This window comes from Vibrio sp. IB15 (assembly GCF_016406055.1).
GTDB classification, from domain to species: domain Bacteria; phylum Pseudomonadota; class Gammaproteobacteria; order Enterobacterales; family Vibrionaceae; genus Vibrio; species Vibrio chagasii.
Genome location: NZ_JAEFCE010000121.1, coordinates 1 through 3,015, shown reverse-complemented (window position 1 = coordinate 3,015; position 3,015 = coordinate 1). Strand labels below are relative to the sequence as shown.

4 protein-coding genes are annotated in these 3,015 nt (G+C 39.4%); 2 read left to right on the top strand and 2 right to left on the bottom strand.

Annotated features, from left to right (window positions below):
- Positions 1-6: 6 nt before the first annotated feature.
- Both JC606_RS22895 and JC606_RS22890 read right to left on the bottom strand, forming a co-directional pair.
- Positions 7-171, bottom strand: a complete 165-nt coding sequence (locus JC606_RS22895; protein ID WP_198779516.1) for a hypothetical protein — start codon at positions 169-171, stop codon at positions 7-9.
- 613 nt (positions 172-784) lie between these two features.
- Positions 785-1,825 carry a helix-turn-helix domain-containing protein gene (locus JC606_RS22890; protein ID WP_198779515.1) on the bottom strand — a complete coding sequence of 347 codons (1,041 nt, stop codon included), beginning with the start codon at positions 1,823-1,825 and terminating at the stop codon, positions 785-787.
- A gap of 188 nt (positions 1,826-2,013) precedes the next feature.
- Here JC606_RS22890 and JC606_RS22885 point away from each other — a divergent pair, with 188 nt between their 5' ends.
- Together JC606_RS22885 and JC606_RS22880 are read left to right on the top strand one after the other, a co-directional pair.
- Positions 2,014-2,349 carry a DUF805 domain-containing protein gene (locus JC606_RS22885; protein ID WP_137407925.1) on the top strand — a complete coding sequence of 112 codons (336 nt, stop codon included), beginning with the start codon at positions 2,014-2,016 and terminating at the stop codon, positions 2,347-2,349.
- A complete protein-coding gene (locus JC606_RS22880; protein WP_137407926.1) occupies positions 2,346-2,873 on the top strand; it encodes a hypothetical protein in 528 nt (175 codons plus the stop codon). Before JC606_RS22885 ends, JC606_RS22880 begins: the two co-directional genes overlap by 4 nt.
- The last annotated feature ends 142 nt before the right edge of the window (positions 2,874-3,015 follow it).

The window sequence follows — 3,015 nt, the reverse complement described above, 5'->3', positions numbered from 1 at the left end:
AGCTGATCAGATCGTAGCTTCTTGATTTGGTTCCATCGATTTACGCAACAAAGCCTCCCCCTGCTCAGCGGCTTTTTTAATGTCATTTATTTTATCGTTTAATGCACTAATAGAATTTTGAGCACACCCAACCATGACAGTACAAATCATAAGCAACATTAAAAACCGCATAACACCTCCATTTTGTTTTATGCGTATTATATTGGTAATTTATAATTATTTCACAATTAAGATTGATAATATAAATGATTACTTTTTAAAGTTTGGTCCTAAAAGCTAACATTGCATGTCCGTAAAGGTTCAGAGCGATCCGCAACGCGTGATATTTTTTACCATCTGTTTTTTCTTCTAGTGTTTATTATTCCTATGTATAGAAATGTGCGAGTTTGCTATAAGACTGCCTCGAACGATCTAAGCGAATTGTTGAATAATCAACCACCTTGACGCTTTGAAAGTTTGTGACAATCTCAAAGCAGTTTGCAGGGCACAAATCAGCGAGTTCATGTGAGCTAACAATAGTACTATGACAGCCATTTTCCGTGCTTTCTTAGTTTCGGGGATCAGATTAGTTATATTTGAGCAAACCACAGATGATTGAATACGCTAATTTGTTCGATAAAACTAATAATGGGGCACTTTCGAGCTAGAAAATGCCACGGGTAAAAGTTCAACCTGAGAAGCTTTTGGACATTTCCAAGTTAGCGAACCTGCTAATTTAGCAAATTATGAATTACTTCATGTACGGCAAAGTTGGCTCTTAGATATTCAATATTAATAGTGAATCTTACTTAGACTGTTGAGCTTTACTTTTACGGTATTCACTTGGGGTCATTCCCACGACTCTTGAAAACTCACGATTAAAGTTAGACTTGGTCTGAAAACCAGAATTCATGAATATTTGCGTAATAGTATCTTGTGACAAATCCAAGGAGTGCTTGGCATGTTCTATGCGATACCCATTTATGATCTTAGAAATATTCTGTTCGTGTACCTGATTAACTGCAATTGAAATTTGTTTTGCTGGTATGCCTAACTTTCGTGTCAGTTTTGAAAGGGTTAGCTCAGGGTCTAAGTAAAGTCTGTCTTGTCGGATTTTGGAGTCTAACAGAGAAGTGATCTCGTGAGCCCTCTCACTGGTCATTACCTGGGAGCTGCTTGTCTCGTCATTGTGACTGATTTGTTTAGATTTTAACTCATCTGAAACAGGCGTATTAATACCCACGACAACTACAGCTATCGATAACACGGGTAGAAGAATCAAATGTGCCGCAGTAATGATGTACAGTGAAAATCCACCTTGATTAAAAGTAAAATCTAACGACATGAGCGTGTCTATACACGCTGAAAATATCAGCATCCATCCTGCAATATTCTCCGCTTTCTTTACTCCTTCCCAATTCCCTAACGAGACATTAATCAGTGCTGTTTCTCTTGACGAAAAGCGAATTAGTGCCACTCCATAGCAAGCGTAAATTAAAGTAAGTAGTACATCTAATGGAAGTGCCAACCAAGGTTGAGATACAGCGCTAATTACGACGAATAATGGCGCAACAAAATGCTTAATAGGCAAGGTGCCTAAATCACGATTGGCATGTGCAAACGCATACCACGCAGCAACAGGAATTATGGAGGCCAGAATAGGTTGCGCGATGCTGAAAATGCTAAATCCAAATGTCCAGCGTAAACCAACCATTGCGGTCGTCATAGCACATAATCCTAAAAACATGCTAGCGACTTTACCCTGCTGGGAAAGCTTGGCATAAAGTGATATCGCTAGTAGTCCAAGTAACATGGAAACAACGAACGGGACGGGTATCGCAAGCATAGCAAGTCCTAGATGGATAAATGAGTTCTCACTTTCAGTGAATATCAAGGATAACTCTATGAAATACAATTGAAAACGCAATATAGACCAAAACAGGTTTAAGAACGACCTAAAACCTGTTTTGAGACGTACACACCACTTGTTCCGAGGCAAAATATCACCATCAGTCAAATTTTGAGGTGGCATTTATGAAATACTATTTTTTAGCTTGGAAGCGAAGTTTAGACTTTTCTGGTTGTTCGTCCCGCAAAGAATGTTGGATGTTTCTTTTAGTACACACATTAGTAGCGATGGGATGCATTGCGGCAGATATTGCTATGAATATGACAACATGGTTCGACACGATTTATAGCGTTGTAAGTTTCATCCCTATGCTTTCAGTAATTGTTCGTAGACTGCACGATATCAACAAATCTAGTTATTGGGTACTGGTCTTTTTCACACCGATAGTAGGACCGTTTTGGTTAATATATTTGTTAGCTCAATCGACCAATACTAACTTCGACGTGGAGGCTTCAGCATGAAAAAAGTAGCCATTCTACATTTGTTTTTATCGGTCTTTGTTTCAACATATAGCTGGGCCGAAACTATATCTCCCACAGGTGGTTTTGGAACTCTGTCTGTCGACAACATGACTCAAGGACAACTCCTTTGGCTTAACGGTCGAATAGGAGATGCAATCTACTCATTTACTCTTCAAGATGGAAAGGAGTGCACTTTAAAGGTACCAGTTGCTGTCGGTCGTATCTCTGAGCCAGATTTTGGTATCAGTGAAACTGAAGGTCTAGCCATCGTCGTTATGAGCCAACGCCTCAATGACGCTCTTCTTCAAGGAAAGCGAATAAATAGTGAAGAATGGCTTTTCACCACTAAAGCGTATGATGAAAATATCGACGGGTTGATTATCAATGGAATTAGCTTTGAGGAGGGCTTCGTTTTAAACTCGAAGCGAAAATGGATTTCTTGGTTTCTAAGAGATGAGCAAAACGTTGTTTGTCATTCATCTAAATCGAGTGACTTAATAGGAGAGCCTTTCTCGAGTCAATGAAGGAAATGGGGTCATTGCCACACATTATTTTTTGTAAATCAAAACTAGCTAATTATCTGTGACGTGTTTGGAAGCGTAACAAACTTCGGGGCGTGCGACGTGAAGTCGTATGAAGCGCTGTTCACCGCTTAATGTGTGAACC

Bases quoted from the DNA above. Each gene is read 5' to 3' on its own strand.
- JC606_RS22895 (WP_198779516.1), bottom strand. From the start codon at position 171: ATGCGGTTTTTAATGTTGCTTATGATTTGTACTGTCATGGTTGGGTGT.
- JC606_RS22890 (WP_198779515.1), bottom strand. From the start codon at position 1,825: ATGCTTGCGATACCCGTCCCGTTCGTTGTTTCCATGTTACTTGGACTA.
- JC606_RS22885 (WP_137407925.1), top strand. From the start codon at position 2,014: ATGAAATACTATTTTTTAGCTTGGAAGCGAAGTTTAGACTTTTCTGGT.
- JC606_RS22880 (WP_137407926.1), top strand. From the start codon at position 2,346: ATGAAAAAAGTAGCCATTCTACATTTGTTTTTATCGGTCTTTGTTTCA.